The sequence below is a fragment of the Serratia sp. 25CWL12 genome (assembly GCF_055790885.1).
Map to the genome: position 1 here is coordinate 364,144 of NZ_CM147698.1, position 25,835 is coordinate 389,978.

Below are 25,835 nucleotides of genomic sequence, written 5' to 3' on the forward strand. Positions count from 1 at the left end.
TAAGAATCTAGGGAGGTAACTATGCTTTGATCACACCACAAGCAAATCGTGCACCGCCACCGCCAAGAGGACTGGGATGGTCGGAATGGTTATCACCACCTGCATGCACCATGATGGCTTTTCCATTTACCTCATTAATCTGCTTCAATCTTGGCGCTAGCACTGGATAGGTGGATGAGCCATCGGCATCTACATAGAGTGCGGGCAAGTCACCCAGATGGCCATCACCATAAGGGCCTAGGTGTTTGCCTGTTTTCGCCGGATCAAAATGACCACCTGCCCCCAAAGCAGCAACGGCTTTGCCGTCTTTCATTGCGGGTTCGCAACTGCCTTTTTCATGAATATGAAATCCACGAACACCTGGCTGTAACGCTGTTAACTGTGGTGTAAATAACAAACCATAAGGGGTTTCACTGATGGTGATTTGGCCGATATTTTGTCCTATTCCTTCGGCACTGACTTGATGAATGGGGACATTAATGCTTGCCGCCTGTACCGCACTTGATGCAACTAAACCCAAAACCGCATACCAACATTTTTTCATTCCGTGCACTCCTGTTTCATCGGTAGGTATTTAATAAATATTGTCCTAGAGGCTGTTGATCTTTCGTGGTGGATTATTAGGCGGTATGAAGGACTGATATAATGACTTTCGCCAAAAACTAACCGCGACAGCCCAACATGCCAAAAACGATATTAACAGATGGATACTGGTTAAAGCTAATCCACTTGATGCTGAAACGGGTCGCGCCTATGGCAAGCAGGAACACAGAAATAGATTAGAAGTGAAATAGATTCCTCTGCCGGAGGGAAAAATGCTGATTATATGCGTCGTACATAACAGCGAATCTAATCTAACCAGAGCATTGCCCCCCAAGCACTCAAGCTGCCATCTGGCAACCTGAATGGCTTGGGGGGGCACTTATTTCCGCGCAAGCTAACTTTTATTTCCGCGCAGGTTAACTTTGCCCGGCGGTGTTCTCCGTATCTTCAGTGGTGGGGGCTTCAGCAATTTTCATGGTGACAAATTTCTGATAGAACCAACCGACAGCCACCAGACACAGGCCGAGGCCCAGGAATGAGGCGGAACGATAAAGCCCTTCTAGGCCAGACATATCCCACAGGAACAGTTTGACGATCGTCAATGCCAGCAGCCCCAGCGAAGCGAGGCGTACTTTGTCATTTGACCAATGTATTGCGCCGTACATCATGCCAATGGCCGTCAGCATCCACACCAGTGAGTAGCTGTATTGTTCACCGCTATACACCACCGGGCTATCCAACCGAGCACCATGCCACAACTGGCGAACCGTCAAGGTAATGAACACCATTCCCAGCAGAGCTGTGACGCCCAGTACATAAGGCTTTAGCTGTACTGTTAACCATTGAGCTGGCCAGAATTTTAGCGCAACCAACATGAATAGCATTGGGATCGCATAGGCAACGGTGACCATATTCAGCAACGGCAGGTTACCGACACTTTGTGCTGACCACAGTGGGTTAAAGGCAAGCAGGCTGGCTGCTGTCATGAGCAGCATCAGAACAGCACTGGCTTGGGCTGCCCAACGGTAGATATCACGCAGTGAATCCGCCAGCCGTTCGCGATAACCATAGGCCAACGCCATGATGCCGAAGGTGACGCCATGCAATGCACAATCAGTAAGAGAGGCGAAATCCAGGGAAAGATGGTAGCTGCCATGCAACAAGTGGCGTAGCTCGACATTAATCCATAAGGCCAGCAGGTAAATGGCATTGGCCGCTAACCAATTGGCGGTATCGTCACCGCGCCGGGTAGCAAGCAAACGTGAACTCAACCACAGGCAGAGAATCGGAATGCCAAAACCGTATAGCGTCCAGGGAATGGTGACGGAAGCGATATGCAAGGGCGACGAATAGTCAATAATAAAGGGGTTCAGTGATAAACGTGCCAGCAGTAACATGGCATGTATCTTGAAAATCCAGGGCAGCAATGAAATCTGACGCCAACGTTGCCAGAGTACCAGTAACAGCAGTTGAGCCGCCAGCAATAGGGTGAGCGTAACCTGGCTGAAACAGATGAATAGTGCAAAGGCCAACATCAGTTGAGCGGCAATCTGGTAGATTGAGCGCAGAAGCTCTGATGCGCGGGCGTACAAATCACTGAACATGTTCCAGGCGACATACATCACCAGGCAAACTGCCAGCAGAGAGTACTCAACCCAGAACGGCTCAAAGTTATCGCGACAAGCATAATAAGTACTTGCCACAGTACACATCGGTACCAGTACAGACAACGCCGCCCACCAAAGTTTACGGTAAACCGGTCTGGTGACCTGGTAGATGCCATATATCCCGCATATTAGCGCTAATAGACTCACCCCTAATAAGCTGACCCAGACTCTTTCTGGCGTAAAGAGCGCGACTGCGTTAACAAAGGGAGAAATGGCTAATACCCCGACCACTGGGACAAACAGATCCAATGACGGGGAGCGTTTGGCGATCAAGAGCAGGCTGATAGAGAACGGAATCAGCGTGGCCCAGGCCAGCAATGAATAGTTCTCGACTATCGTTAAGGCAAACAGTGAGAACGCCGCAATGAATCCAGTAAATAGGGGATCCAGTAGTGCGTTGGGCCAGTTCGTCCAGTCATTATTGCGGAAACGCATTTTGCTTTTGAGTGACCACCCCAGGTGTGGCCAGGCAAGGAATCCGTAAGTGGTTGCTAGCAGGAACAATGAACGCGCTAACTGGTGTTCTTCGGTGGCCATGGTTAAAGAAATAAATAGCCACAGATAGTTGCCCGCCATTGCTCCCAGCCATAACCAGCGGCGATAAACCCGGCTCATCAGCCCGATAGCGGCCAAACTGACCAGGAACACATAGGCCAATAGCCCGGTGACATTACCACTGCCGGTTGAGACAAATAACGGCACGGTGTAAGCCCCAAGGAGCCCTAACGCGGCCATAAATGGCCCCTGCCATAAAGCCAGTACCATTGCTAGCAGCGAAGTCAGGCTGAGCAATAGCATCAGCACAGGCATCGGGAACATATCGTAGAGATATTTAGCAGCCAGCATTGAGGCGAATAGGCCGATAATCCCCGCGCCACTGAGTGCGGCGGGAATGTAACGGGCATTCGCTAACGGCAATTGAAAACGAGAGCGCCGGAGTAATTCACCCCCAGCGACCATCAGTAGACTCAACACGGTAGCGACGGAAATCCGTAATGTCGGTCCGAACAGCCCGCGTTCGCTGCCCGCTTTCAGCAGGAAAATCACGCCCAGGGCCATGATCACACCACCGATCCACACCATCCAACGGGCGGCAAACTCTTGTTCGAGACGTTTCCAGATACTTTCTTCGGCATCGAGTGAAAACAGCACTTTATCCAACTTGACCCAGACGTCCGGCACCGGAACAGTGGGTTGAATGTGGGCTGGCTCTTCATTGACGGTCTGCGAGATAGTTTGGGGTTGATCCAGTGGTTGAAGCACCTCGCTGCTAGCAGTCACTTCGCTGCTAGTAGTCTCCTCTGCTGCCTGCGTGGTTTGTGCACTCTGTTCACTCTGCTCTTTTGCCGCATAGGCCGCAGCGATGGCTTCAATCTGCTCCTGCTTTTTCAGTTGCACGAAATCCCAGTGGTTTGGACGACCGGATGACCAAGGATCGGATGAGGTAGCGGGGAAGTCTGGCAGGGTGACAACGTTTTGCTCTTCCTCTACCGCACTGGTGGATTGGTGCTCTTCCTGGGCCGCAATATCAGGGGCCACTTCAGGCGTTGACAACGTTTGGGGGCGTTGACTGGATAGCTTGGTGAGCTCTTCACGAATGTATTTGACTGACTCAGATAAGGCACTTATTTGTTTGTAGATAATAAACATGAAAATCAACAAACCAGTCCAAAGCCAATATTCCATTATTCATCCCGTATCTTAAGATTCTAACGTCTTGCTTATGAATAGCTTCAAGCAGCCTATAGAGATGTCTATGATAATGCGAGCTTTTTTTAAAAAATGAAGCTGGCAGATGGTGTTCAAAAAGCTTTGCTTGATTGGCAAGGGGAATGTGATAAACGCGAAAGTACTCACCTTTCTCCAGTCGGTGGGTATTGAGCCAACACCGGGGTAGTTTGATGCCTTGTTATCTGGGGGGCGTAGTTAACTTTGGGCCTGTTCATGCTTTCAGGTTGGACGGTGACCGTTTATTACCGGTCGGGTAGGGTTGCTCAAGCGAGTGTTGCGCTATGCGCGGCATTAATTCATAATGCGTATAACGCAACACATTAGAGCAGTGGGCAGTCAAACCATGATTAAGAGTTTTAAGCACAAAGGATTAAAGAAATTCTTCGAAACGGGTTCAACTGCGGGAATTAATGCCAACCAAGTTGACCGAATTGCTAACCGTTTGGCTGTTCTTAACCGGGCTGTAAAGATTGATGATGTCGATCTACCAGGTTTCGCGTTACATCCTTTGACTGGTAATCGGAACGATCAGTGGTCTATCACGGTAACAGGAAATTGGCGGATCACATTTACTCTATCTGATGGTGATGTTTACATTGTTAATTATGAGGATTATCACTGATGGCTATGATGTATAACCCACCCCATCCGGGGTTATTGGTTAAAGAGTGCCTGGAAACGCTAGGCATGAGTGCCAGAGCGTTGGCTAAAGAATTAGGCGTTGCACCATCAACAGTGCAGAGATTAATCTCTTGTAAATCTGATGTATCACCAGAAATGGCGTTAAGGTTATCCGTCGTTGTTGGTAGCTCTTCTCAGGTTTGGATGGGGTTGCAGGCTGACCATGACCTTTGGCATGCTCAACAGACTATTGATATCTCAACTTTGCATAAGTTGCATGTGGCCTAATGAGGGATTAGTGTCCCCGCTTTCGCGGGGATCGAGTTTATCTGGCCTGCCCCTGCAACAAATCCAACGCATACAGACGTTCGCCAGGCTTTAGCCTATCCAGCAAGAGCATAAACCGCACATTATAAGGTAAATAGTTACCCCTTAAATGGCCGCGGGATTGGGTGGCTTAGGCAGTAAAGTACTCGTCTTCCTCCAGTCGATGGGTATTGAGCCAACACCGTGGGAGTTTGATGTCTTGTAAGCTGGGGCTAGGGTGAAATTTGGCAACGGTCACGCCTCTTTCAGACTGGACGGCGATCGGCTGAGACTGTTGAGATAGAATTGACCTTCATGAACCCTCGCGTTAAATTGCTCATATATTTTAATAAAAAAAAGAACAAGTGAACGCTATGATCAAAAAGACACCAAAGCAAGATGCTCTATATGAATCAATAAGTGACTGCACTAAAGTTCTCTTTAGCGATTTAAATTCGGATAATCTGTTAGAAACCATTAAGTTAATGTCTGTTGTTGATGATAAAGGGCGTTATCTACATTGGGATGACATCTCTAAAAGGATTAGAGTAAAAGAAAAGGCAATTGCGCACTGGTCGTTAATAAAAATGGCAAGGAAAGGTGTACTCAGGCAAGTACCCGCTCTTGGCGATGCTTTTCAGAATATTACTTTTTTCACTTTATTACCTTCAATGCAAAAAGCATGTTCACTTATAGATAGGACATGCACTGAAGCAGGCCTAAATGATTTAATAAGCCGAATCAGTATACCTGGTTACTATTTAGATGATTTTATAAATGAAGAAAGTATTGCCTCTAGTCAACTCGAAGGTGCTTCAACCACTCATGCTGTAGCAAAAAAAATGTTGCTGGAAAACAGAAGTGGTAGAAATGAAAGCGAAAAGATGATTCTTGGTAATCGTCGCTTGATGACTCTTGCTTGGGAAAGTCGTTTTGACGAAATGAGTTTAGCGTTATTATTAACGTTCCATGAGGAAGCTACTCAAGGAATTGACGATGATAAATATCACCCAGGAAAAATTAGAAAAACGAATGATGTTTGGGTGGGAGGACGCGATGGTGAGGTGGTGCATCAGCCACCAGATGCAGAGATATTGGGTGACCTATTAGATAAATATATTAAATGGATTAATTTTTCACATGATGAAGGTATCTCTCCGCAAGACTATCTACACCCTGTTGTGAAGGCATGTATCATGCATTTTGGTCTTGGTTTTTTGCATCCATTCAACGATGGCAACGGGCGAGTTGCCCGGGCAATGTGTTATTGGTATTTATTTAAGCATGGTTATGATGCCTTTATATATATATCTATATCTCAGTTACTCAAAGAAGCCCCTATTCAATATGGTGAAGCTTATATGAAGACTGAAACAGATAATCAAGACGTAACTTATTTTGTTGACTACCAATGTAGGGTGCTTGAAAGAGCTGTTAATGGACTCATTGATCATGTTAGGACTGTTGCCGGTAAATTGCGCGAGTTTGATACATGGGTTTTCACTAGTGGCATACGAAGGAAAATGCCTGATATCCAGCAAACCATCATCAATATGGTGGTAATGGCACCGGGTGAAAGTTTTACTGTTAAAAGTTTTGCCGAGCGGGCTGGCGTTTCAGAGGCGGCATCTAGAATCCATCTTGAGAAACTTGCGGAAGCGGGTATTTTACTTAAACAAGGTGGAGGTGGAAGCCGACCTGTCCATTATCTTCCCAAAACGTCTTTTGATAAAATGAAAAAGGCTTTAATGAAGTTATATGCATGACCGTTTTTTGCCAGCCTTGGCGAATCATCCGTTGAGGAACTAAAAACAGCGCAGGCGTGGGTGAGTAATCTTGTTGGTAAGGGATGTTATCCGCAGTTTATTGCATCTAAGGTATCCGGTGAAACCCACGTTGAGTGGAAACAGGTTTATCCCTGTTTCCACTAATTGGCATTAGAGACGTGAGATGTTCACCGTCCGTTGCGTCAGTCTGTAACGGGCAGACTAGCCCCCTTGAGCCGCGTCTACCAAGGTCAAATTTTTGGTTTCTGGTGCCCAGGCAATGGAGATAATGGCCCCAAAGACTAAGACCAGTGCCAAAATGAGGGTGGTGGTGGCAAGACCATAATGCACAACGGCCAGTGGCAATAAGCCTGTGCCGATAGCGGCGCCCAAACGGCTCATTGAGGTGGCAAAACCGACCCCCATCGAACGTACTTCGGTTGGGAAACTTTCAGCGGGGAATATCCCTACCAAGTTACTGACCGCCGACATGATCAGGGTAAAACTCGCAAAGGTGATGATCAGCCAAAGGGTTTGATGGGCGGGGATCAGGGCTAACATCACTAAACACGCTGCGAGGAAGAAAAACGAACCAATCAGGAAACCACGGCGTGAAAAAATGATGGTTAACGCAATCCCTAATACGGCACCGACAACCAACAATGCATTCAATAACAAATCGGTTGAGAAATTATTATCCAAACCCATCACATTGAGAATTGACGGCAGGAAGGTATAGATAGCGAAATAGGGGATCACCAAACAAACAAAAAACAGGCTATTAAACGCAGTACGACGACGATATTTCGGGCCAAACAGTGAAGCAAACCGCTGTTTAGACGTCACCTTCGCCTCATCACTGAGGATGACATTAGCACCAAAATGCTTATGCACCACCGCCAACGCCTCTTCACTCCGGCCTTTACCCATTAACCAACGTGGTGATTCTGGGGTGCCAATACGCAGCAGTAAAATAACCAATGCTGGCACAGCCGAAGAGGCCAGTAGCCAGCGCCAAGTATCCGGCCCCAATTCTGTCAGGAAATGGCCCATAAAACCGGCAGCGACATAGCCAAACGTCCAGATCACGCTAAACGAGCCCAGTAACACCCCACGATGTTTGCGCGGGGCGAATTCCGCCAACATGGTATGGCCTACGGCATAATCCCCCCCAAGGCCAATACCCACCAAGACACGCAAGAAGAACAACTGTTCTGGTGTGGTGGCAAAAAACTGCAAGGCAGAAGCGAGGGTAATAATGACAAAGCTGAAGCTAAAGATTTTCTGGCGGCCCAGGTAGTCCGAGATCCAGCCAAGAAATAGGCTACCGATAAACAACCCGATTAATGCCGAGCTGCCCAGCATCCCTTCCCAAAACGGTGAAAGCCCCATTTGTGGTTTAATTTGTGCCAATGCAAAACCAATGACACCAAGAACATAACCATCAGTGAAGTGAGCGCCAAACGTCAAGCTAGCGATCTTAATATGGAAACGATTTAACGGCACATCGTCCATACGGATTGGCTGCGGTGTTAAATGTTGCATGAGCCAGTCCTCCTGCTGGAGATATTATTCATATGTTCCCCTGTTTTTTTGAAAAGCCAATTAATAACAACTCTCATTGTTAATTAGTTGGGTAAATTGACCAAGAATGATTAAATAGGCTTAAAATATGAGTTGATTGGATAAATCGTGCTGCAGAATTATTGTAATTGCGAATGTATTGCCTTTTTGGTATTAGCCGTCAATCAACATTATCCGTTTTGTCGAAATATCATTGATGACGGCTAAACCCGATTTTAGATTGCTTTTTTAATTCACAAAACTCGCATAATCTTTAATGAACGGTGGCAGCACAAATAGCATATAGAAGCCCCAGATCACTAAAATAACGTGCAGTACATCGTTTTCAGAGAACCACTTGCCGCCTTTCCAGAGCAGGTCGGTAATGCCAGCTTTGTAGTATTTATCATAACCCCACCAAGACAGGTAGATAAGTACCCATGAACCCATTAAAACCAAATCCATAGTGTGGCCATGCATGAAGTAACGCACCAAATTTAGGATACAGAACAAAATAAAGCTTGGCAGTGAAACCTGTATCATAAATTCAAATGTAATCAGCGATTTTTTAGGTTTAAATGCGCCGTACAAAACAACAATAGGATAAATGATCGATACCACGATTGAGTACCAAATCAGTATTTCCAGGTAGATCCCGGTGGTACATGAATAGGCAATGGCAACCGTCATGGCATTCATACTTAACTGTTGGAAAATAAGGTAAATAATTTCCCACCAGGTGGTCCATGAACAGGTTTCTCGTCTGGCGCATTTCAGCTCATAGCCTAATGCTTGATAACTGGTGCCTGCAATAATGGCGCCCACACCCCAAAGAACCAGTGAGATACCCCACCAATATCTTGATAGCTGATCGTCTTGGGTGACCAGGAAGTTGACACCCGCAACGGTCACGAGCAAACCTAAGAAGTATACCCAGAATGAAGAGGATGGCTGGTTTAACATAAACTCCCAAGAGCCAATCTTCATTTGTTTTCCTGGTTGTTTTTCAAACCAGTTTTCTTTTGTTAATTCAGCGTGCTTTATTTGGTGAACTCTTTCAAAAATGCTGTCAGATTTCATAGGAATATTCCTTGCCAATAATTTTTAAATCGGGCGCTTTACCTGTCTGTGTAAAGCGCACCAATTGTAGTTATGACGTTGTATAGATCACTGCGTTATCTTTATCTTAGCGCGTGCCAGTCAGTTAGATATCATCGTGATTTGGAATCAGAACAAATTTACCCACGTGTTTCTTAAGCGCGAACTCTTGCTGCGCTTCAACGATATTCTCTAGCGGGAAGGTTTTGGCGAGTGCCGGCTTGATTTCACCATTTTCGATGGCAGAAATGAGGCTCGGGAATACTGGCTCGTCCCAACAAGTACAACCGATAAGCGTCAGGTCTTTCAGATAGAAATCGCGCATATCCAGTTCAACGATTGGGCCTGCAATCGCACCTGAAGAAACGAATCGACCACCGCGCTTGAGCACCTTCATCATTTGAGGGAAGTTAGGCCCAGCAACGTTATCAACCACGACATCGACTGACTTATGGCCAAGCACTTTGAATGTGTCTTTGCCAAAAACGATGACTTCATCGGCACCATAGGATTTCACCAGGTCAACTTTGGCTTCACCTTCTGCCAGCCCAATAACGTAGGCACCACGGCGTTTAGCTAATTGAACAACGGCTGAGCCTACGCCACCGGAAGCACCCGCCACCAGAACGCGTTCGCCGGCTTTAATCCCTGAGCGCTGAACCATGTTTTCTGATGTGCCGTATGAACAAGGGATTGAGCCCAGCTCTGCATCTGTCCAGTCACACTCTACTGGGAACACTTCTGTGGCTTCAATTTTCACATATTGAGCAAACGCCCCATCGAAATCAGACGCCATCCAGATATTTTCCATCGAGTCCCAGCCTTCACTGCGGATACAAGGCCTGATGAGAACACGCTTGCCGAGCAGGTGTTTGTACTGCTCATCTTTCACTTCGACCACTTCACCACAGCAGTCGGTACCTTGAATAAATGGGAAGGGGGTTTCTTCATTCCAGCCACCATCTTTTTCTTCAGATGCCTCGGCCTTCTCTTGGTCGTCGTCTGAGAGTGTATTGGTGCTTTGCGTTACTTTTGATGAGTACCAGCCCAGCCGGGTATTGACTTCGGTGTTATTGACACCGGCAGCTAAAACTTTGACCAGTACTTCGCCTTGATCAAGCACAGGAACAGGAACGTCCATATAGACTAATTTATCGTAGCCACCGTTACCGGTGGTAACGACTGCTTTCATTGTTTTATCGCCTTGTTTAACTTCAAAGCGGTTTTTGTCTTTGTTGTACATAACCATTATTCCTTTACTATTTCAGGTGGTTGATAAAATACCAACCACGTTTTGTTAGTCAGGCCCTAAAAGTGTCTTGGCAACACTTTAGAATCCACCCTGTCTATTAAAAGTCAAACTACTTTTAAATTACATATTCTTTACAGGCTCAGCTTAAGCGCCAGTTTTTTGCAGTGCCTGTTCATTTTTTTTGTCAGCAATTTGTGATCTGCGGTAAATCATGGCTATCACGGCACCAAACAGACCGACTACTGCACTCACTAAGAAATAGGCCTGGTAACCCCCTTCATTACCGAACACATCCCACAGGTAACTGTTCATTAGTGGGATCATGATATCCGGTAGGTAACCGATAAATGAGACTGCGCCGATGGCGGTACCCATAATGGCGATATCGATTTTTGATTGACCCAATAGAGACCAGTAGGTGCCACGGATCATGTAGACAAACAAACCCGCCAGAATCACCAACCCACTAATTGCCATGCTAGGCAGTGTTTTTGGTAACAAAACCATTAATATCAAACAGGCAGAGCCACCCAGCAGTGAGCAGGTAATAGTGACTTCTTTACCAATTTTGTCGGCCAGGAAGCCGCCAATAATGCCGCCAAAAGGACGCATCCACAAAACCGCTACCATGATGGAACCGACGCCGATAGGGGTCATACCCAAGTTTGACTGAAGGTGCCCACCAAAGTAGTAACTGGTCCAGAACACGGTATAACCAGCAAAAATGATGATGCCGTGTAGGTAGATATACTTATTGGTAAATACTTTTCCCAGGTCAGAAAACTTAACGCCACTCTCTTCGCTGCCCGGCTCTTTTTCTACTTTCTTGGCTGTTTTGCTGCCATCTTTAACGAAGAAAAACACCAATATCGACGTCACCAAAAGCACGGTTGAATACATGTAAACAATGGAGACTAGAGCGGTTCTCTTATCGGTAACTTCAATGCTGCTCCCCAGAACAACAGTGAAAATTGCCAAGGCCAAACTTGCTAGCAAGGCTTCTACCAAGCCACGTCCGCCATCAAGGATACCGAAGAAACGCCCGTCCTCATCATCGGAAGAGAGCATTTTCACCACTTTCATGTGAGAACTCCAGAAAGTGAAGACGGAGAAAAATCCCCAAATGGCAAAGATAACCACGACGTACTCATATGTTGGCACTTGAGCAAACCAGAAACCACCCAATGCTGTTCCTAGCAAAGAGAGTGCTAATAAGTTTTTGGCGGAAAATTTGTCACTCAGTACACCACTTGGAAAATAACCGACAATAAACACCAAACCAAGAACCGTATAAATCGTGTTCATTTGGGTTAATGACATGTTAAATACTTCCAATATCGTTTCTTGATACTGAGCTTTCAGGTAGATAAGTGGATAGATAGAACCTGCAGCAAGTATCACCAGTGCGAATTGCAAGTATCTTCCTAGATTTCCGTTCTTCATTTTTTCACCTTATCAATTTTCAAACAAATTGATTTTTTTCAGCACTCATTATCCCTGGAACATGAGTGCAGCTATTATTGGAGAGGTGTCTTTTAATTATGTTTAGAATTGACTAAACACGATTTCGATAGCATATGCTCCAGGATCTTTAGTCCCTGATAGGCTGTCACTATTAAGGTAAGATGAGCGACCCGCTTTCGCACTGGTCATCTCAACCGTTGATTCGGCACCAGCTTTCGCTGCTTCAATGGCTGTTAAGAAGCCCTCATTAACCCAAGCCTCTAACGCCGGGTGTAGCGCGTCAATCATGGTGCGATCACCGGGTTTCGCCCCGCCGTAAGCCATCATCTGGCCCAAACCGGCTTGCAGTGCTTTTGGCAGTGAACCATTCAATTCATGGTCACGGCCTGCGGCGGTAAACATGATGGAAAGTAAGACACCCGAAGAGCCGCCCATGACTGAGGTCAAGCAATCAGCAATGGTGGTCATTAGCTTCGATTTGTCTTGCAGTGGAAGCTGATTCGCTTCTAGCTGAGCGAGCACTTTACTGGCACCTGCGGCAAAGGTTGAACCGGTATCGCCATCACCCACGATGGAGTCCAGGTGGTTGAGCTCCGCTTCAATATTGATAATCGATTGGCAGACTTTGCGTAGTACCTGGGCTGTTTCTTCGTGGTGAGAGGGCTCAAATGCCTTCTTGGCGATCAGGCTTTCACAACGGGTCACGGGGATTTCACGGCGAGCCACTGCACCCGGCCAGGACTCTGTTTCTACTTCCGCAGTCAGCGCTTTAGTGATGTCATCCGTCAGTTGAATAGTGGAGATAGAGAAGCCTTTCATATCGATAGCAGTCATCAGCGCACCACTAACAATGAATTTCGCCTGCCGACCCAGCGCAGACTCCATGACTTCTTTCGTCACGATATTCATCTCGATTGGCGACAGCCCACCCAAGTTATTCAGCAGAATGGCGTTATTGGTGACGGGTTTGGCGGCGATAAGCTTGCTGACCATGGTTGAAACCAATTCCCGTGCGGTTGGCAGGTCAATGGTTTCGATACCCGCTTCACCGTGAATACCTAAGCCAAGTTCTGCCTTTCCTTGCGCGATACGGTCGTTGCTTTCCCCTGGCAGTGAACAACTGGTTAGTGCGACGCCAATAGAAGCTGTTTTGTTATGCGCGTCAATCGCCGCTTGTTTCACTTGTTCTAGCGAGCCGCCATTTTCAGCGACATACCCAGCCACTTTTTGCACGAACAGTGTGCCTGCAATACCGCGCGGTTGAGGATTATCGGCGATAGAGATGTCATCACCCACCACAATCAGGTCAACTTTACGCCCCATCTCTTTGGCTTTTTCGACTGCCAGGCCAAAGTTCAGACGGTCACCGGTATAGTTTTTGATGATAACCAGGCAACCTGCATCACCTGTTACATGCAGGATAGCGCTGAGAACGGCATCTACACTGGGGGCAGCAAACAGGTCGCCGCATACTGCTGCGGTTAACATCCCTTTGCCGACAAAACCGGCGTGTGCGGGCTCGTGGCCTGAACCACCACCACAAATGAGTGCAACCTTGTCTTTGTTCCAGTCGTTACGAGCAACCACTTTAGTATTATTATTAAAGTCTAATAATGTGAGGTTTTCTCTGTGTGCTGCATACAGTGAGCCTTGGATGGAATCCAGAACAAAAGACTCTTTTGCGTTTAAAATTAGGTCTGCCATTTTAATTCCTATCCGTATGAAGGTTTTAATTTTGAACAATGGGTTAAAGATAGGTGCATTTGAGTATCAGCACCTCTGCGTATTGTTGACTATACGTCCTGCATACTGTCTGGCGAACAGTAAAAAAAACGTTGCACAATGTAACGTTTGTCTCAATGAAACGTTGCATTATGAAACGTTGAAGTTCTTTTTCTGGCTATAAAGTGAGCTTGAGCACAACGTCGGCCCTTGTTGAGTAAATCGAATATTTGCCGGGTGACAGGATCAGCACACGTATCATCTGGAAACACCGGGCAAGAGTCGGCGCGAGTGTGCCAAGAAGGGAGACGACAGGCGGCCATTGCGCATGCTGTATTTATGGTGAGGGCAGGCCTTCACTGTTGCTACAGGGAGTGATAGCAAGCCACTCAGAGTGGGATTCGTTATGGGTGTGAGGGAGGAATGCCTGAGGATCGCGGTGATGCTGCCACGCGGTTGAAGCATTGAATCTGGCCTTGCCACCAGACTATTGCTTCGTGGTGGTATCCACTAATACTTGCCAATGTCCGTCTTTTTTTGAGCCAAGGTAGGTCAGTTTATGCTGTCGTTTTAATTTTGCCACTGCACGCTCAATGGTACTGGGTGCACGGCCAAGATGCTGTGCAATCTCTGCCAGTGATAATTGCGGTTGTGCACGCAAGAGAACCAAAATTTGCTCTGAGGTTTCTACCCGCGTTTCTACCCGCATTTCTACCCGCGTTTTTACCCGCGTTTCTTGCTCCATCTCGATTGCTTGCTGTAGTTCGGTGGCGAGTGCGGTGGCTATTGCGCTGAGTAAAAATTCGATAAATTGAGTGCAATCACTGCGCGCATCGGCCTGACGAAATGCCTGATAGTAATCATCCTGGCGGGATTTAATGACTGTTTCCACTGGTAAAAAGGCCAGTAACGGTTGCCATTGGCTTAATATCAGAGTTTGCCATAAGCGCCCGATACGACCATTGCCATCACTGAACGGGTGGATAAATTCAAATTCGTAGTGAAAGGCTGATGAGGCAATTAAAGGGTGGGCATCGGTGGTCGCTAGCCAATCAAATAGCTGGTCCATTAGTCGGGGGACTTGGCTAGCGGGTGGCGCCATATGCACCAGTCGCTCTCCACGATAAATTCCGGCACCACCGTTACGCCATTGACCGGCATCAGTAATCAGACCGTACATCATCTGTTGGTGCGCGGTCAGTAAATCCTCAATATTGGTGGCTTGCCAACTGGGCATCGCCTCATAAGTGGCAAAGGCGTTATGCACTTCTTGAATTTCTTTCGGTGTGCCTAAAACGGTTTTACCCGCAATCACAGCCGTAACTTGTTCCAGTGTGAGGGTATTTTGTTCTACTGCCAGCGATGCCTGAATGGTACGGAGACGATTTTCGCGTCGCAGAGCGGGTTGCAACTTGTCTTGGTTTACGGCTAACCAACGGCCAATGGATTCAGAGATTTCCGCGACCCGCCGCAGCATGATATGAGTAAGTTGAAACGGTGGACTATAGCGCATCAGCTTATCCTTTCACTATTGCTGGGGTGATGGTGCCGATCATGGTAGCTTCGTTTGGCTTTGATAGGGTACCAAGATTACACAGTACCACCATGAGCAGGATATTTACCACGTACACCTATACCCACCACTATTCAAGTGGCAGCTTGCATGGCGATGAGGAGAGTATGATAGGCCGGGTAATCATCCTATACAAGTTTCTGACGGTTTCTGGAGCTTGCTTGCTATGCGCTTAGTGCTGAATTGTAGAGCGGCGCGCTATTTTTAACTAAGAAAATAGGTCAATTTGATCTTCTTTTGATTGCGCCGTTTCTGGGGGTGACTGTGCTAACAATAAAGCTGAAATATTGAGGTTTTGAATATCCGCTTCACACTCAATCCCCCCTTTGGCCACTAAGTCTCCATTAGCGGCATCACGGTCATCTGTTGGTTTGACCCATAAGGGCACCCAACAGTTTTTCAGGTTTTCTTGGGCGCCATTAAGCGTTCCCCCTTTTTTACCCGCATGGATCACCAATGCACTATCCGCCAGGCAGTAGATGTATTTATTACGCATCATGGCATTGGCTGCATTAAAGCTCGCCTCTGGATAAAATGGGGAAATCAGCGCCAGATGGTTATTCATTAACCCGTTACGCCATTTAGCACTGGTGGCCGTTTTCAGTAAACTATCAGCCAGAATACCAATCACCGAACCGCCCTGGCGCATGGTAGCTAACATGGCGGTTTCGTCTACGCCCCGGGCACCCCCTGATACAATAGCAACACCCTCGGCTGCGGCCATAACCCCCACTTGTTCGGTAAAAGAGAGGTCTGCAGTGGGAGCATTTCGTGAGCCAATAACGGCCAAGCCCCCGGCATTCAGTAGAGATTGGTTACCACACCCAAAAAGTACCGGAGGACAGCTGTTTCTTAAGCGTTTTTTTAAACGCCACGGGTACTCTGCGTCGGAACGAGTAACGACCCACAGGCCTGCTCTTTGCCATTTCTCCATGGCTAATGCCAAACTATGACCGCGGTTTAGCAGTTGTGAAATACGCTCAGAACTTATCTGCGCATCATTCCAGCCATTAAGCAGCGATTTAGCGGTTGAGGTTAGCAAATCAGCGGGGGATAACGATTGGTTTTTCAACCATAGCGCGAAGCGACCCCATTCTCCATTGGTAAGGGGTTTGGCATCTTCACTACTCAGGTTGCCGAAATAGCTAGTGAGCAGTAAGGTCGCTTGGGCGATGGGTGATAAATTCATCAGTTTCTTACCGAAGATGAAGCCAGTGCCACAGGATACACTACGCCACTGCCTGCTCGCTGTAATAATGCCGCTATAACAGAAAGAGTCCAACCCGAATCGATGATGTCATCAACCAGTAAAACGGGCTGATTGTGGTTAAATTGGGTGATCTCAAAAACGCCATCTAAGTTATGGCATTGATGAAAACGATTGTGCTGCCCTTGCTGGGGTGGGTTATCGCGAATTTTGCGTACCGCATCAACAAAAGGTACCCCTATCCTCAACGCTAATCGTTGTGCAAGCGAGGATACTAAATCAGGATATCTTATGGAAGGCACATGGCACACCCAGGTTGGGGCGGGATTAGGTTGCCATCTTTGCATTATCATTTCCGTCAGCGCTTCGACCAATTCATCCGAAAAATAACCTGAGAATTTGTTTTCTGCTACCGTTCGCCCCCAGCCCGCATCTCCCCAGCGGGAAAGTACTCTGCCTGGTTGTGCCATCAGTGCGCCAAGTAGTCTTGGAAACTGATAAACGGGGAAGGTTCTTGCCGATTCTGCATTGGATTGTGCAACCTGTCCCTTGGGTTGAATGACGATTTCTGCCTGTTTGAGGAAGATGCCTGCGCGATGGGCCAAGCCGGGGTCAATTTCCTGAATGATAACCGGGTGCCCAAGGCAGGACTCGCATCTTCCACAGGCCGCTGGGGCATGGTCATCTAATGCTTGTTGTAAATAGGTCATTTTACAGCCGTGGTAAGTCAGATAATGCTGTACCTCAGCCCATTCCTGCTCTCGCTGACTGGTTAAGTGGGCAATTCGATTATGATCCATCGCATAGCGCACGGGGGTTCTACGCCACTGGCTAGCGACTTTTATAACCGGAGCCGGGTTTTCAACACTGAGTAGCTTTAAGACTTTCTCAATCTGACCTTGTCGCAAGTTAGACTGCTCTTCGATACCGCGAAGTGACAAGCCATCACTGTTTTCCAACAGATGCAAAATTTCGTTCACTTGTGATTCTGAAGGAAAGGCTGAATCCCTGAAAAAGTCATGGATATTCTGATCTTCTCCCCCTGACATCAGCACACCTAGTGCGTTATCAATGCCTCGTCCTGCGCGACCAACCTGCTGATAGTAAGCGACAATAGAACCAGGGGCTTGATAATGAATAACAAAACTGAGGTCAGGTTTGTCATATCCCATCCCTAATGCGGTCGTCGCGACCAAGACTTTCAACTTGTTGTGCAAGAGCTGAGTTTCAAGATGTTCACGGTAAGTATTACTATCGGCAAACTCTTCGGCCTCAATGCTACCGTGATAGGCTTTGGCATCAATTGCATTATTTCTCAACCAAGCGGCGACCTGCTCAGCATCCCGAACGGTTAACGTGTAGACAATCCCGGTCCCCCGTAATGTGGGTATCACTTGAGCTAACCAAGCAAGGCGTGAAGCCTGGTCCGGTAATACCATGGTTTGCAACGCCAGGCTTTTCCGGGTTAGCGTTCCTCGCTGGATGTGAATATCCCCTATCTGGGTTTGAATATCTTCTACTACGCGGTTATTTGCGGTCGCAGTGGTCCCTAATACCGGTGTATTGGCGGGCAATTGCCGCAGGATATTCACAATACGGCGGTAGTCGGGGCGGAAGTCATGGCCCCAATCAGAAATACAGTGAGCTTCATCAATCACCATTAAGGCAATGCGATCGGCAATCGGCGACAAGACAGTTTCAATAAACTCATCGTTAGCCAGTCGCTCAGGGGAGATCAACAGGCAATCGATTTGATTACTGAGGATCTGTTGAGTGATAGCCTGCCAATCAGCGGTGTTAGCTGAGTTTATGGTTTCAGCGACTAAACCCAAGCGTTGAGCAGACTCAACCTGGTTACGCATTAACGCCAACAAAGGGGAAACAATGATGGTTGGCCCCATTCCTCGGTTACGGAAAATTCTGGTGCTGATAAAATAAACTGAGCTTTTACCCCATCCTGTACGCTGTACGACTAATAGTTTTTGATGCTGGTTAACCAGAGCATCGATGGCTTCCCATTGACCATCACGAAATTCAGCAGTGGGATTGGCAAGTGCAGTTTGCAGTAATTGCTGGGCTTGAGTCCGGTTCATTATTGTCCCTCGGTTGACCTAGTGAAAACGCCTGTATCGTTAACACTTGGCCTTTCTTGATAGCATCCAGAGGCAGGTAGTGCAATGAGCCCACGGTGTCGGGGCTGGGTTCGGTATTCATTTTGCGATCTTCCTAGACTGGGCTTGTCACTTACATGCAACTCAAATGCGTTAGCGTTGATTAATCTGGTTCATAATCAGGATGTCGATGACTCGCAGACTTTCTGTTCTTGTGGTGTTGGTGCTATTGTCGCTACTGCGCTGACGGCTTGTGATACCGGTAATGCCAGTATCCCCTCTGAAGCCACTTCTGATGCGTTGACAGCAACGCAGCATAAACTTGCGCTTGAATTGGATGATGATGTACTGGCACAGCAGGCGGCAACAATGATTTTTGGTATCTGTTTGATTTCGCAACCCAAAGAATGTCCTATCCATAAAGTGACTTCCATTCTGGCGTTATCGTTTGGCAATCGCCCCAACGCCAACAGTGGCAATAGCGTTTTACCTGGTGAACAGGAAGCTCTGGCTGATCCTGGGCCGATTAACGAACAATTAGCGGAGGCGGTTTATGAACTCTATAGTCAGCAACCGGTCCCCATCTATGCGCAGTGGGAAATCGCCCGCTTTTTGGAAAATAAGTATCAATTAACCAACGTGGTTTCCATTGAGCCGAAACTTACCCCGGCAGGGAAGATTGAGTATCTGAGTACTTTGGGTGTGGTTCAGCAGGCCGTGGTACTAGCGCAAGGTGCCGCCAATCTTGGCACTTGTGCAGTGATTGGGCACCATGACCATGTGCGTCGTGGTGTTATGACGGCGCAATCATGTGGTATTCGTGCCTTTAAGTCGGAAGGGATCACATTACCTACCGATTATGATCCTCAGTCTGGTCAGGTATGGACTCGCCGCCGGGCTCTCTATGTGCCTTTCGATATGTCCCTATCGATCTTGTTGCCGGTTTTCAGATGGCGGAGCGACAAGATATCACGGCGAATTTAGTCAGGCTGTTGTTTTCAGGTGTGGTAACCATCAGAAAGCAACAGGCTGCGTGGCGGGACAAAGCCAATGGTGATCCTGTTAGCGCCCGAGTTTTCGAGCGACAGGTTACGCTTAATGGCAGAATCACGCATGAGCTTGTCCCTGCATCCCACCTAGCTTAGCAGTAAGCCGTCATCGTCCAGTTTTTCACCGCGTGTTTTTTCAAACATGGCCAGCAGGTCGGTAACTTGCAGGTTTTCCCGCTGCTTACCGCTAACATCCAGTACTACTCGCCCTTGGTGTAGCATCACGGTTCGATGGCCGTGATCCAAGGCCTGGCGCATGGAGTGGGTCACCATAAGCACCGTCAGTTGTTGTTCGGCAACGATACGGTCAGTGAGTGCCAAAACAAAGGCAGCCGTTTTAGGGTCGAGCGCCGCCGTATGCTCATCTAACAGCAGTAATTTAGAGGGTTGCAATGATGCCATTAACAAACTGACCGCTTGCCGTTGCCCCCCCGAGAGCAAGCCCATATGGTCACCTAAGCGGTTTTCCAACCCCAATTCCAGCGTAGCCAGTTTGTCGCGGAACAACTGCCGTTGCTGGTTTTTAACGGCATGTCGAAACCCGCGAGGCTGACCGCGCTGCAGTGCCAGTGCCAGGTTCTCTTCAATACTCAGCCCCTCACAGGTACCCGCCAGCGGATCCTGAAATACTCGGGCGACCATACCTGCACGACGCCAGGCTGGCATAGTGGTGACGTCCTGCTCGCCAATAAACAGATTACCGTGGTCGGGGGTCACATCACCGCTGATCGCATTGAGCAGCGTTGATTTCCCAGCACCGTTGCTACCAATCACCGTAACAAATTGCCCGGTTTCAATGCTCAGAGAGAGACCGCGTAATACCGGATTCTCCAGTGGGGTACCGGGGTTAAAGGTTTTAAATAACTGTTCGGCACGCATCATGATGATCGTCTTCCTTGCTTGCTTTTTAGTTTTTGTTTTAACTTCGGCAGGATCAGTGCCAGCGTGACCAATACGGCGGTGATCAGGTTTAAATCTTGGGCTTGCAGGCCAATAAAGTCGGCATTCAAGGCCAGAGCAATCATCAGGCGGTATAGCAGTGCGCCCAGCAAGGTTGCCAAGGTGATCAGGTAAAGGCTACGCGCGGGTAACAGTGTTTCACCGATGATCACCGCAGCCAGACCCACGACAATGGTGCCGATCCCCATCGAGATATCCGCACCGCCTTGAGTTTGCACATACAGCGCCCCTGCCAGGGCAATCAACGCATTAGAAAGCGCCATGCCGATTACCGTCAAACGGCCAGTGGCAATCCCCTGTGCGCGCGCCATGCGAGGGTTTGCCCCAGTCGCACGCAGAGCAAGGCCGACTTCCGATGACAGAAACGCATCCAGCGCCAGCTTAACCACGATAACAATCACCAGTAGCAGGAGCGGTTGAATCAGCCAGGCATTATCTTCAACCGTGCTGATAAAGGGGGTGAAAACACTCGGTAAGCCAATAAGGGCCAGATTAGGAGCGCCCATAATACGTAGATTGATGGAGTACAGGGCAATCATCACCAGAATACTGGCCAACAGTTGCAGGATGCCGAGCCGCACATGCAGCCAAGCAGTGAGACAACCCGCCCCAGCCCCAGCGATTGCCGCTAACCCACATGCTAACCAAGGGTTGAAACCACTGACTATCATCACGGCGGCAACGGCTCCGCCTAAGGGGAAACTACCATCCGCGGTTAAATCGGGAAAGTCGAGCAAACGAAAGGAAATCAACACTCCCAGCGCAACCAGCGCAAAGATCAAACCGATCTCCAATGCTCCCATCAGGGAAATTAACGACATGCAAACCTCATAAAACCTTACCCCACCCAATGGGGTGGGCCATCCCTAGTAAAATACCGGAGTTCCCCCCTGTGCCGCTATGGTCGCAGCAATTGGGGGGAGTGTGGGTATAAAATAACCATCAACGTAGAAAGTTACTTGATCACTTCCTGTGCTGATTGCACTAATTCTGCAGGTAACGTGACACCTTGTTTCGCCGCTGCTGCTGGGTTGACACTCAAGCTGAGTTTATTACCAATTTCAGGGGCAATGGTGCCGGGTTTTTCACCATTTAACAGGCGCACCACGACTTTACCGGTTTGCCGGCCCAGGTCGTAATAGCTCATCCCGAGCGCAGCCGCCGCACCACGTTTGGCAACGCTATTGTCCCCGGCGATCAACGGGATCTTGGCTTGATTCGCCACCGCAACCAGCGATTCGTAGGTAGAAATAACATTATTATCGGTATTGGTATAAATCACATCCACTTTACCCACCAGGCTTTTGGCTGCTGGGGCCACATCTACGGTACGAGCGGCGGGTGCTTCAACGAGAGTCATGCCGCGCTTGGCTAACTCCTCTTTTAGCTCTTTGACCACCACGGTTGAATTGACTTCACCCGGGCTGAATACCATCCCCACACGTTTGGCATCGGGTTTAACTTTTAACATCAAGTCAACTTGCGGACCAATAGCAAGGCTGTCTGAAACCCCGGTAACGTTGGTGCCGCTGGGCTTCCAACTGCTGACCAGTTTGGCGGCAACGGGATCGGTTACGGTAGTAAACACCACTGGAATGGTTTTGGTGGCGGCAACCACTGACTGAGCGGCAGGGGTGGAAATAGCTACGATGGCATCGGGCTTGTCACCGATAAACTTACGGGCAATCTGCCCGGCAGTGGCCATATTCCCTTGGGCACTCTGGAATTCAACCTTGACTTTATCCTGGTCATAACCCGAGGCTTTGAGTTCATCAATGACACCATCGCGCGTGGCATTCAATGCCGGGTGATCAACGATGGAGACGATAGCCACTGATTTTGGCGTAGCAGCATAGCTGCTTACCGCGAATAAGGTTGCTGCCAGGGTGACAAAAATCTTTCTATTATTTATATGCATAAGAACATCCTGTTAGAGTGATCGTCAGTGCCCAAAATAGTGGCAAATTATCCTAGCACAGTGTGTTCCCCCGCAACATTCCGTTAATCAGGAAAATGACAAAAATCATTGGATAGGTTTTCGCTGATGCTAATTTCATCGCTGAGGCGATGTCCCTCATATTGTATTTATCTTAATGAAATGATTAAAAATTAGTCATTTAATACTATTTAGTCTTCTATCGTCTGGAGGGGAAGGCTGTGGGGTAAAACCCCATGGGCAGTGTCCGTAGCCGTGGCAATAGTGTTGCTTGCCAAGGCTTAACATGGAAAAAATGCTTATATGACATATAATTAAAACGATCAACTATCAAGATGCTGTGATTTTATCCTACTAGCTGTAAGGAGCTATGATGACAGAACATTTATTTACCCTTTGGGACATACTGGTTACATCGTTTTCCCTGTTCTTTTTTATTGCTTATCTGTTTATCATTTTCCAGATTGTCTCTGATCTTTTCCGTGATCATGAATTGAACGGCTATGCTAAAGCAGCGTGGATTATCCCGTTGCTGTTCGTCCCACTGTTAACGTCACTGGTTTATCTGATTACCCGTGGCAAAGGCATGGCAGAGCGCCATCGTGCGCAAGTGCAACGTTCTGTTTCTGCGACCAATGACTATATCCGTGGAGTGGCAGGGAAGTCGCCAGCAGAGCAGATTACTGATGCCAAGAAACTGTGGGATGACGGTGTGATTACCGAGAGTGAGTACTTACAGCTCAAGGCGAAAGCGCTGAGTTAATTGTTACTCTGTTGTTGCTTAAAAAACCAGTTACCTTTATGCGCTATTAAGTCGTATTCGAGGTAACTGGAAAGGCACTTAATCAAATTTCCTTGCGCCCTAAAACTCTTTCTTTGAGTAGGGATGCCGCAATAGCGATATCCAACACCGGTGAAGGTGGCAGATAGTTGGCTTTACCCAGCTCTTGCATGGCACCAATCAGTGGGTGGTCATGCCCAAGTGCATAATCAGCCAAGAGTGTGCCGGCGATGGTTTGCTTAGAGACCCCAGCCCCGTTACAGCCGCCAGCGGTGTATATGCCTTTTCGCAGTTCTCCCCAAACCGGTGCGCCATTTCTGGTGACGCTAATGGTGCCAGACCAGGTGCGAATCAGCGGTACCTCGGTTAGTTGCGGGTAAACCTTATTGAATATTTTTTTGTGCATCAGGGTGGCTTGATAGGTTTGCGCGGCGGTGATGCGGCCATTTAACGCCGGTACCACATGTTGGCGAATCAGGAAGCGGTGGTCTTGGGTATAACGCAATGTTGCCCCGGCAATGGCGTTCACCGGTGTTAGCCCCCAACTGCCCATTTCTGGCAGCTTTTGCCGTTGCTCCGGGGTTAAAGGTGCGGTGATACTGGCAAACGTCGCCATGGCTGCCTGTTTGCTGGTGACCGGGGACAGTTCTCTGGAAAGGGCGTTGGTCGCCAGCATGATGTTGGCGGTTCTTATGCTGCCATAGGGCGTCACCACCTGCTTTACCTTACCGTGGCGGATCTGCATCACTGGGGTATGGTTATAAACAGTCACATTTTCCGGTAGGTTATTGGCTAAACCGATAATCAAGCTGGCAGGGTTCACCAGGATCGAACTCGGGGTGTAGATCCCTTTATGATAAAAACGGCTGCCTAGTTTTTGCTGGAGCTCTTCTTGCGCCAATACCTGGTAAGGCTCATCCATCATATCGAGATTATCGGTATATTCCTGCAATATCCGCTCATTGCTGCTATCAACCTGGCAATGATATTTACCGACGTTCTCCCATTCACACTCGATGCCCTGTTGCTCAATCAAGGAAGTTAATTGATTGATCCCTTCTTGTAATAAGGAACGATAAGATTGGGCTTTTTTAAGTTCGGCGGTTGAACTGCCGATATTATGCGGGAGGCCAATAATAAACCCTGAATTTCTGGCGGATGAGCTTTCAGCGGCACAATCAGCATCGATAACGATAATTTTCAGTTCAGGGCGATGACTGGCCAACCTTCTGGCAAATGAGACACCCGCAAAGCCTGAACCGACCACCACCCAGTCTGCTTCTGCATCACCAATCAGCGGAGGGAAGGCGCTCGGCAAGGTGTTTTCTTTCAGCCAGCCATTTTGGTTTTGGTTTAACGGCACCGATGCGTATTTCAAAACTTAGCGTCCTTTAAAATAATGACTGGCATGGAGTATATAAAATATTCGCCTGAAACGAATCAACAAATGTAGTTAGCAGATGAGATGATTTTCGTTACCAGGCGGATTGCACAATTCATCAGTATGGTATCAACACGGTCACTCCAGTGCGGCAAATCCGGCACGGATCTCTTCTTCCGGCAAATCGATACCGATAAACACCAGCGTGCTTTTACGCTCTTCTTCCGGTAACCACTCGCGATCCCAATCCGCGTTATACAGACGTTGCACGCCCTGAAATAGCAGGCGGCGTGGTTCATCTTTGATCGACAAAATGCCTTTATAGCGCAGCAGATTATCGGCGAATTTGAGCAGTAGACCTTCCATCACCTCGGAGACCTGCATCAGCTCCAGGGGTTGCTGGTGATACACCACAATCGATTGAATATTGTTTTGTGGTTGCGGAATACGGCGGAACAGTGGGGTTGGCGGGGTGACATTAAGTTTGTCATTTAGTACAAAACCTTCAATGTCGAACAGTAGGCTGAGGTCAATGTCACCGTGGGTGGCTTTATAAATAGGCGCACGGGCGTTCATTAACTGTAAGCGCTGGATCAGTGCGTCGTTATCTGTCGCTACATCGGTTTTGGTCAGCAGAATGCGGTCTGCATAGCCGACTTGCGCTTGTGAAATAGTGAACTGGTTAAGCTGTTGATCGGCATGTACTGCATCCACCAGCGTGATAATGCCATCTAACAGGAAGCGTTGGCAGATAACCGGGTGCGAGAAGAACGTTTGGGTGATCGGCCCTGGGTCGGCCATGCCGGTGCATTCAATGATCAGCCGGTCAAACGTCAATTTGCCTTGGTCAACACCATCAAGCAGATCCAGCAGGGCATCTGCCAGTTCGTTGGCTTTACTGCAGCAGATACAACCGTTGCTCAGTGTGGTAATGCGGCTGGCGCGGTCGCCAATCAGTGCGTTATCAATCGGCACTTCACCGAATTCATTTTCGATAACCGCAATCTGGTAACCGTGATTTTCATTGAGAATGTGGCGTAACAGGGTAGTTTTACCCGCGCCTAAAAAACCAGTCAGGATGGTGACTGCGATGGGTTTCATGAT

At 48.1% G+C, this 25,835-nt stretch carries 20 protein-coding genes; 5 read left to right on the forward strand and 15 right to left on the reverse strand.

Going from position 1 to position 25,835, the window contains the following annotated elements; all coding sequences use genetic code 11:
* Positions 1-19: 19 nt before the first annotated feature.
* Together sodC and ACX9GV_RS01675 are read right to left on the reverse strand one after the other, a co-directional pair.
* Entirely contained in the window at positions 20-544 is a 525-nt protein-coding gene (gene sodC, locus ACX9GV_RS01670; protein ID WP_023490590.1) for a superoxide dismutase family protein, read from the reverse strand.
* 415 nt (positions 545-959) lie between these two features.
* Complete coding sequence (locus ACX9GV_RS01675; protein WP_473196815.1) at positions 960-3,896, reverse strand: DUF2339 domain-containing protein; 2,937 nt, start codon at positions 3,894-3,896, stop codon at positions 960-962.
* Positions 3,897-4,284: 388 nt separating this feature from the next.
* Here ACX9GV_RS01675 and ACX9GV_RS01680 point away from each other — a divergent pair, with 388 nt between their 5' ends.
* The 3 genes from ACX9GV_RS01680 to ACX9GV_RS01690 all read left to right on the forward strand — a co-directional run bounded on the left by ACX9GV_RS01680 (position 4,285) and on the right by ACX9GV_RS01690 (position 6,634).
* The gene (locus tag ACX9GV_RS01680; protein WP_473196816.1) at positions 4,285-4,563 is read left to right on the forward strand and encodes a type II toxin-antitoxin system RelE/ParE family toxin; all 279 of its coding nucleotides are present in this window, start codon (positions 4,285-4,287) and stop codon (positions 4,561-4,563) included.
* Positions 4,563-4,850 (forward strand): HigA family addiction module antitoxin, encoded by a 288-nt coding sequence (locus ACX9GV_RS01685; protein ID WP_023490585.1) that lies wholly within the window; start codon positions 4,563-4,565, stop codon positions 4,848-4,850. The genes ACX9GV_RS01680 and ACX9GV_RS01685 overlap by 1 nt, the downstream gene beginning before the upstream one ends.
* 392 nt (positions 4,851-5,242) lie before the next feature.
* Positions 5,243-6,634, forward strand: a complete 1,392-nt coding sequence (locus ACX9GV_RS01690; protein ID WP_473196817.1) for a Fic family protein — start codon at positions 5,243-5,245, stop codon at positions 6,632-6,634.
* Positions 6,635-6,856: 222 nt separating this feature from the next.
* Here ACX9GV_RS01690 and ACX9GV_RS01695 read toward each other — a convergent pair whose 3' ends face one another.
* From ACX9GV_RS01695 to ACX9GV_RS01730, 8 genes are all read right to left on the reverse strand, one after another.
* Entirely contained in the window at positions 6,857-8,179 is a 1,323-nt protein-coding gene (locus ACX9GV_RS01695) for an MFS transporter (protein WP_037386598.1), read from the reverse strand.
* Between the two features lie 267 nt (positions 8,180-8,446).
* Positions 8,447-9,277 carry a hypothetical protein gene (locus tag ACX9GV_RS01700; RefSeq protein WP_037386595.1) on the reverse strand — a complete coding sequence of 277 codons (831 nt, stop codon included), beginning with the start codon at positions 9,275-9,277 and terminating at the stop codon, positions 8,447-8,449.
* Between the two features lie 124 nt (positions 9,278-9,401).
* Complete coding sequence (locus tag ACX9GV_RS01705; protein ID WP_023491585.1) at positions 9,402-10,538, reverse strand: alcohol dehydrogenase family protein; 1,137 nt, start codon at positions 10,536-10,538, stop codon at positions 9,402-9,404.
* 153 nt (positions 10,539-10,691) lie between these two features.
* Positions 10,692-11,990 (reverse strand): MFS transporter, encoded by a 1,299-nt coding sequence (locus tag ACX9GV_RS01710; protein ID WP_473196818.1) that lies wholly within the window; start codon positions 11,988-11,990, stop codon positions 10,692-10,694.
* 102 nt (positions 11,991-12,092) lie between these two features.
* Positions 12,093-13,715, reverse strand: a complete 1,623-nt coding sequence (locus ACX9GV_RS01715) for a dihydroxyacetone kinase subunit DhaK (RefSeq protein ID WP_473196819.1) — start codon at positions 13,713-13,715, stop codon at positions 12,093-12,095.
* Between the two features lie 505 nt (positions 13,716-14,220).
* Entirely contained in the window at positions 14,221-15,246 is a 1,026-nt protein-coding gene (locus ACX9GV_RS01720) for a Fic family protein (RefSeq protein ID WP_473196820.1), read from the reverse strand.
* A gap of 268 nt (positions 15,247-15,514) precedes the next feature.
* Positions 15,515-16,495, reverse strand: a complete 981-nt coding sequence (locus ACX9GV_RS01725; protein WP_473196821.1) for a DNA-processing protein DprA — start codon at positions 16,493-16,495, stop codon at positions 15,515-15,517.
* The gene (locus ACX9GV_RS01730) at positions 16,495-18,606 is read right to left on the reverse strand and encodes a RecQ family ATP-dependent DNA helicase (protein ID WP_473196822.1); all 2,112 of its coding nucleotides are present in this window, start codon (positions 18,604-18,606) and stop codon (positions 16,495-16,497) included. The genes ACX9GV_RS01725 and ACX9GV_RS01730 overlap by 1 nt, the downstream gene beginning before the upstream one ends.
* A 177-nt stretch (positions 18,607-18,783) precedes the next feature.
* Here ACX9GV_RS01730 and ACX9GV_RS01735 point away from each other — a divergent pair, with 177 nt between their 5' ends.
* Positions 18,784-19,608, forward strand: coding sequence for a hypothetical protein (locus ACX9GV_RS01735; RefSeq protein WP_473196823.1), 825 nt, complete (start codon positions 18,784-18,786; stop codon positions 19,606-19,608).
* A gap of 152 nt (positions 19,609-19,760) precedes the next feature.
* Here the strand turns inward: ACX9GV_RS01735 and ACX9GV_RS01740 are convergent, their stop codons facing one another.
* The 3 genes from ACX9GV_RS01740 to ACX9GV_RS01750 form a co-directional block, all read right to left on the reverse strand.
* The gene (locus ACX9GV_RS01740; protein WP_473196824.1) at positions 19,761-20,555 is read right to left on the reverse strand and encodes an ABC transporter ATP-binding protein; all 795 of its coding nucleotides are present in this window, start codon (positions 20,553-20,555) and stop codon (positions 19,761-19,763) included.
* The gene (locus ACX9GV_RS01745) at positions 20,552-21,454 is read right to left on the reverse strand and encodes an ABC transporter permease (RefSeq protein WP_473196825.1); all 903 of its coding nucleotides are present in this window, start codon (positions 21,452-21,454) and stop codon (positions 20,552-20,554) included. Before ACX9GV_RS01745 ends, ACX9GV_RS01740 begins: the two co-directional genes overlap by 4 nt.
* A 134-nt stretch (positions 21,455-21,588) precedes the next feature.
* Positions 21,589-22,551 carry an ABC transporter substrate-binding protein gene (locus ACX9GV_RS01750; protein WP_023491598.1) on the reverse strand — a complete coding sequence of 321 codons (963 nt, stop codon included), beginning with the start codon at positions 22,549-22,551 and terminating at the stop codon, positions 21,589-21,591.
* Between the two features lie 391 nt (positions 22,552-22,942).
* Here ACX9GV_RS01750 and ACX9GV_RS01755 point away from each other — a divergent pair, with 391 nt between their 5' ends.
* Positions 22,943-23,332 carry an SHOCT domain-containing protein gene (locus tag ACX9GV_RS01755; RefSeq protein ID WP_473197952.1) on the forward strand — a complete coding sequence of 130 codons (390 nt, stop codon included), beginning with the start codon at positions 22,943-22,945 and terminating at the stop codon, positions 23,330-23,332.
* A gap of 82 nt (positions 23,333-23,414) precedes the next feature.
* Here ACX9GV_RS01755 and ACX9GV_RS01760 read toward each other — a convergent pair whose 3' ends face one another.
* Together ACX9GV_RS01760 and yjiA are read right to left on the reverse strand one after the other, a co-directional pair.
* The gene (locus ACX9GV_RS01760) at positions 23,415-24,728 is read right to left on the reverse strand and encodes an NAD(P)/FAD-dependent oxidoreductase (protein WP_473196826.1); all 1,314 of its coding nucleotides are present in this window, start codon (positions 24,726-24,728) and stop codon (positions 23,415-23,417) included.
* 141 nt (positions 24,729-24,869) lie between these two features.
* Positions 24,870-25,832: a GTPase gene (yjiA, locus tag ACX9GV_RS01765; RefSeq protein WP_023489836.1), complete on the reverse strand. Its 963-nt coding sequence runs from the start codon at positions 25,830-25,832 to the stop codon at positions 24,870-24,872.
* Positions 25,833-25,835: the final 3 nt, after the last annotated feature.